Origin of the sequence: Streptomyces phyllanthi, from assembly GCF_009377205.1 — a bacterium.
GTDB classification, from domain to species: domain Bacteria; phylum Actinomycetota; class Actinomycetes; order Streptomycetales; family Streptomycetaceae; genus Streptomyces; species Streptomyces phyllanthi.
The window spans coordinates 1-4703 of sequence record NZ_VJZE01000594.1 but is presented as its reverse complement, the minus strand read 5'-3'; the positions used below and the strand labels follow the sequence as shown (position 1 = coordinate 4703).

Sequence of the window (4703 nt, the reverse complement as noted above, 5' to 3'; positions counted from 1 at the left end):
CCCCCGAAACAGCCCCCGCCGAACCGCCGGCCGCGATGGCCGTCCCCCAGGCCGGCCAGGACAACCTGATCCTCCTGCGCCGCATCGGCACCGTCGACCCCCTCAGCCTCGACGACTACCGCGCCCACGGCGGCTACACGGCCCTCCGCCAGGCCTTCGCACTCGGCCCCGCCGGAGTCATCCGGGAGGTCACCGACTCCGGCCTGGTGGGGCGCGGCGGCGCCGCGTTCCCCACGGGCCGCAAGTGGCAGGCGACCGCGTCCCAGCCCGACCACCCGCACTACCTCGTCTGCAACGCGGACGAGTCCGAGCCGGGCACGTTCAAGGACCGGGTCGTCATGGAGGGCGACCCGTACGCGCTCGTCGAGGCGATGACCATCGCGGGGTACGCCACAGGGGCCCACAAGGGGTACCTCTACGTGCGCGGCGAGTACCCACGCGCCCTCACCCGCCTCACCCACGCCATCGCGCAGGCACGTGCCCGCGGACTGCTCGGCGACGACGTCCTGGGTCAGGGCTACGCCTTCGACATCGAGATCCGGCGCGGCGCGGGCGCGTACATCTGCGGTGAGGAGACCGCGCTGTTCAACTCCATCGAGGGGTACCGGGGCGAGCCGCGCTCGAAGCCGCCCTTCCCCGTCGAGAAGGGGCTGTTCGGCAAGCCCACCGCCGAGAACAACGTCGAGACGCTGGTCAACGTACTACCGGTCCTGACGATGGGCGCGCAGGCCTACGCGGCCATCGGTACACCGCGGTCCACCGGCCCCAAGCTCTACTGCGTGTCCGGCAGCGTCTCCCGCCCCGGCGTCTACGAGCTCCCCTTCGGCGCGACACTCGGCGACCTGCTGACCCTCGCGGGGGTACGCGACAACCTGCGTGCCGTCCTGCTCGGCGGTGCGGCCGGTGGCTTCGTACGCCCCGATGAGACGGACGTTCCGCTCACCTTCGAGGGGACCCGTGAGGCGGGCACCACCCTCGGCTCGGGTGTCGTCATGGCCTTCGACGACACCGTGCCGCTCCCCCGCCTCCTGCTCCGCATCGCCGAGTTCTTCCGCGACGAGTCCTGCGGCCAGTGCGTGCCCTGCCGGGTGGGCACCGTACGGCAGGAGGAGGCGCTGCGCCGGATCGTGGAGCGGACGGGTGCGGACGCGGCCGGTGACATCGCGCTGCTGCGCGAGGTGGGCCGCGCCATGCGGGACGCCTCGATCTGCGGTCTCGGGCAGACCGCCTGGAACGCCGTGGAATCCGCCATCGACCGCCTGGGGGCGTACGCATGACCGTGATACCGCTCGGAGTGCCGCGCCGCCTGGTCGAGTTCACCATCGACGGGCAGGAAGCCAGGGTCCCGGAGGGCTCGACCATCCTCGACGCCTGCCGGGCCGCCGGAAAGGACGTCCCGACCCTCTGCCTGGGCGACACCCTCACCCCGAAGAACGCCTGCCGGGTGTGCGTCGTCGAGGTCGAGGGCGCGCGCACCCTCGTCCCGGCCTGCTCCCGCACTGCGGAACCGGGCATGGAGGTCCGTACCGACACCGAACGCGCCCGCCACAGCCGCAAGATCGTGCTCGAACTGCTCGCGTCCTCCGTCGATCTGTCGACGACCCCGAAGGCCACCGAGTGGATCAAGGAGTACGGGGCGGAGCCGGACCGCTTCGGCCCGGACGCGGCCCGCCTCAACGAGGAACCGAAGATCGACAACGAGCTGTACGTGCGCGACTACGACAAGTGCATCCTCTGCTACAAGTGCGTGGACGCGTGCGGAGACCAGTGGCAGAACACGTTCGCGATCTCCGTCGCCGGGCGCGGCTTCGACGCCCGGATCGCGGTCGAGCAGGACGCGCCCCTGACCGACTCGGCCTGTGTGTACTGCGGGAACTGCATCGAGGTGTGCCCGACGGGCGCGCTGTCCTTCAAGTCGGAGTTCGACATGCGCGCGGCGGGTACGTGGGACGAGTCCGCGCAGACGGAGACGACGACGGTGTGCGCGTACTGCGGAGTGGGCTGCAACCTCACGCTGCACGTGCAGGACAATGACATCGTGAAGGTCACCTCGCCGCACGACAATCCGGTGACCCACGGCAACCTGTGCATCAAGGGCCGCTTCGGCTACCAGCACGTACAGAACCGGGACTGATGGGGACATGGGACGAGTCACGGAACGACGCAAGGTGATCCGCATCCGGGACGGCGCGGTCTCCACCCGCCCGGACACGCTCGTCGCCGAGGAACCCCTGGAGATCCGGCTCAACGGCAAGCCCCTCGCGATCACCATGCGCACCCCGGGCGACGACTTCGCGCTCGCGGCGGGCTTCCTGGTGAGCGAGGGCGTACTCGCGGAGCAGAAGGACCTGCGGAACATCGTGTACTGCGCGGGCGCCACGTATGGGGGCACCTCCCGCTCGAGCGAAGCCGAGAGTGGGGGAGGTTCGAACACGTACAACGTGGTGGACGTGAAGACGGCCCCGGATGTCGCCGTTCCGGACATCACGCTCGAGCGGAACGTGTACACGACGTCGTCCTGCGGTCTGTGCGGCAAGGCGTCGCTCGACGCGGTCCGTACGACGGCCCGCTGGCCCATCGACGACACGCATGGCGGTGACGCTCCCCCGGTCCGTCTCGATCCCGAGCTGCTCGCGGCCCTCCCCGACCGGCTGCGCGCGGCCCAGCGGGTCTTCGACCGGACCGGGGGCCTGCACGCGGCGGCCCTGTTCAGCGAGGACGGCGAGCTCCTCGACGTACGGGAGGACGTGGGCCGCCACAACGCGGTGGACAAGCTGGTGGGGCGCGCGCTGCAGAGCGGCGCGCTTCCCCTGTCCCGCACGATCCTGCTGGTGTCGGGCCGTGCCTCGTTCGAGCTCGCGCAGAAGGCGGTGATGGCGGGTGTCCCGGTGCTCGCGGCGGTGTCGGCTCCGTCGTCGCTGGCGGTGGATCTCGCGGTGGAGTCGGGGCTGACCCTGGTGGGCTTCCTGCGGGGCGCTTCCATGAACGTGTACGCGGGCGAGGACCGTATCGCCCTGAGGGCCGCGGCCTCCCAGGGCTGACCGGTTCCCCCGCGACACGGCGGCGGGGACCCTGCCGGTGGGGAGCGCCCCCTGCACCGCGGGGCCCCGCCTCACGCCGCCGGGCCGCCGCACGGGACGTCCCGGGAGGTCACGCCTGCGTGAAGTGCACGTCCCTCGCCGTGACGACCGTGCCCAGGCGCGGGAAGTCCAGCCGTACGGACGCCTCGTGCTCGGCGGCGGTGAACGCGGCCATGGCCTCCTCGACGAAGACGAGGTCGTAGCCGAGGTCACCGGCGGCGCGGGCGGTGGACTCGACGCCGAGGTTGGTGGCGATGCCGCCGAAGACGAGGGCGGTGATCCCGCGCTCGCGCAGCCGCTCGTCGAGGTCGGTGCCCTGGAAGCCTCCGATGGTGCGCTTCACGATCTCCAGGTCGCCCTCCCGGGCGAGGCCGGCGACCAGTCCGCTGCCGGGCGGCTGTTCGGCGACGCCGGAGCGCTCGACGCGGATGAGTACGACGAGGGCGCCCTCCGCGCGGAAGGATCGCGCCAGATCCTCGGCGGCGGCGAGCACGTCGGTCCCCTTGTGGGGCTCCAGGGGCAGCCCGACGATGCGGTCCATCAGGTCGACGAGTACGAGGGCCGTGCGTGCGGGGTCGAGCGCCAGTCGGGGTTCGGTGTCGGGTGCGGTCATGACGGAACGTTAGCCCGCATCAGCCGTCCGTACCGGAAATCCGGATCAACAAGCCCGTGAACTGCGCACGTTGACTGTGCACATTCGGTCGTGGCCGACGGGACGGCGGTGAGACGGCGGTTCGCCGTCCGGTCTCGGTGCCGTGCCGTGCCGTGCCGCGTCCGCGCCGCTTCCTGTCACCGGGCAGGGGGTGGTCCGGTGTCCCGCTTCACCTCCCCGTCGCGCGCCGCCGGCGCCCCGCCATCACCAATTCGGGCGATGCGTCGGTCATCGCACACCCCGCCTGCCATCTCGCTCGTTACACCGGGCATCCACTTGGCCCATGTCGTCGGGCGAGGGGCCGGGAGGTGTTCCCGGGGGGAAGGAGCTCGGGCCGCGTCGGGCGTGGCCCGTCGGCCAGGCAGGAGGCAGTCACGTGGATGCCGGCACCACCCTGATCGGCTCGCTACTGGCAGCCGCGGGCGTGCTGGGCGCGGCACTGGTGGCGTACTTGGGCAAACGGGGCGAGAACGCCCTGATGGGCTATTCCAGTCTGACCGAGAAACTACAAGTGGAGCGCGACCGCCTGGAACGCCAGGTCGCCGAACGGGACTCGCGCATCGACGAGCTGTCCTCGCTGCGCGCCGCCGACCAGTCGGAGATCGCACGGCTGCGGCTCGATATCGACCGACTCGGAGGAGACGCCCGATGAGCGGGTTCCAGCGGCTGATCGCCGTGCGCTGGCGCAGTATCTCCCTCGTTTTCGTGCTGGTCGCGCTCGCCGGGGTGGCGGTGATGCTGTGGGCGCGCATCGACGCCGGGGACCGCCGGGCGGAGGAGCTGCGCTCGGAGGCCGACCGGCGCGGGCTGGCGCTGTCCACCCTCGCGGAGGACGTACGGGCACTGCGCGCCCAGATCAAGGCCGCGGGCGGCACCCCGGCCGCCCCCGACCCCTCCGAGGCGGTGGACGACCTGCGCGACCGGGTCCGGGTGCCCGCGAGCACGCCCGGCGAGAAGGGCGACAAGGGGGA

The 4703-nt window shown here is 71.7% G+C and carries 5 protein-coding genes and 1 pseudogene; 5 read left to right on the top strand and 1 reads right to left on the bottom strand.

Going from position 1 to position 4703, the window contains the following annotated elements; all coding sequences use genetic code 11:
• The 3 genes from FNH04_RS41615 to fdhD form a co-directional block, all read left to right on the top strand.
• Positions 1–1277 (top strand): complex I 51 kDa subunit family protein (locus tag FNH04_RS41615; protein WP_152791434.1); only part of this gene is annotated, 1277 nt, incomplete at its 5' end.
• Positions 1274–2134 (top strand): 2Fe-2S iron-sulfur cluster-binding protein, encoded by an 861-nt coding sequence (locus tag FNH04_RS41610; protein ID WP_152791433.1) that lies wholly within the window; start codon positions 1274–1276, stop codon positions 2132–2134. The genes FNH04_RS41615 and FNH04_RS41610, both read left to right, overlap by 4 nt.
• Before the next feature lie 7 nt (positions 2135–2141).
• Entirely contained in the window at positions 2142–3041 is a 900-nt protein-coding gene (gene fdhD, locus FNH04_RS41605) for a formate dehydrogenase accessory sulfurtransferase FdhD (RefSeq protein ID WP_152791432.1), read from the top strand.
• A 109-nt stretch (positions 3042–3150) separates the two neighbouring features.
• On the opposite strand, the gene FNH04_RS41600 is transcribed toward fdhD, so the two are convergent.
• Entirely contained in the window at positions 3151–3693 is a 543-nt protein-coding gene (locus FNH04_RS41600; protein WP_152791431.1) for an isochorismatase family protein, read from the bottom strand.
• A gap of 415 nt (positions 3694–4108) precedes the next feature.
• On the opposite strand from FNH04_RS41600, the gene FNH04_RS41595 reads away from it, so the two are divergent.
• Both FNH04_RS41595 and FNH04_RS41590 read left to right on the top strand, forming a co-directional pair.
• On the top strand, positions 4109–4384 hold the full coding sequence (locus FNH04_RS41595; RefSeq protein ID WP_322725383.1) for a hypothetical protein: 276 nt from the start codon (positions 4109–4111) through the stop codon (positions 4382–4384).
• A pseudogene (locus FNH04_RS41590) lies at positions 4381–4703 on the top strand (collagen-like protein); the annotation flags it as partial. The gene FNH04_RS41595 and the pseudogene FNH04_RS41590, both read left to right, overlap by 4 nt.

Coding starts and splice junctions, on each gene's coding strand:
- FNH04_RS41610 (WP_152791433.1), top strand. CDS start 1,274: ATGACCGTGATACCGCTCGGAGTGCCGCGCCGCCTGGTCGAGTTCACC.
- fdhD (WP_152791432.1), top strand. CDS start 2,142: ATGGGACGAGTCACGGAACGACGCAAGGTGATCCGCATCCGGGACGGC.
- FNH04_RS41600 (WP_152791431.1), bottom strand. CDS start 3,693: ATGACCGCACCCGACACCGAACCCCGACTGGCGCTCGACCCCGCACGC.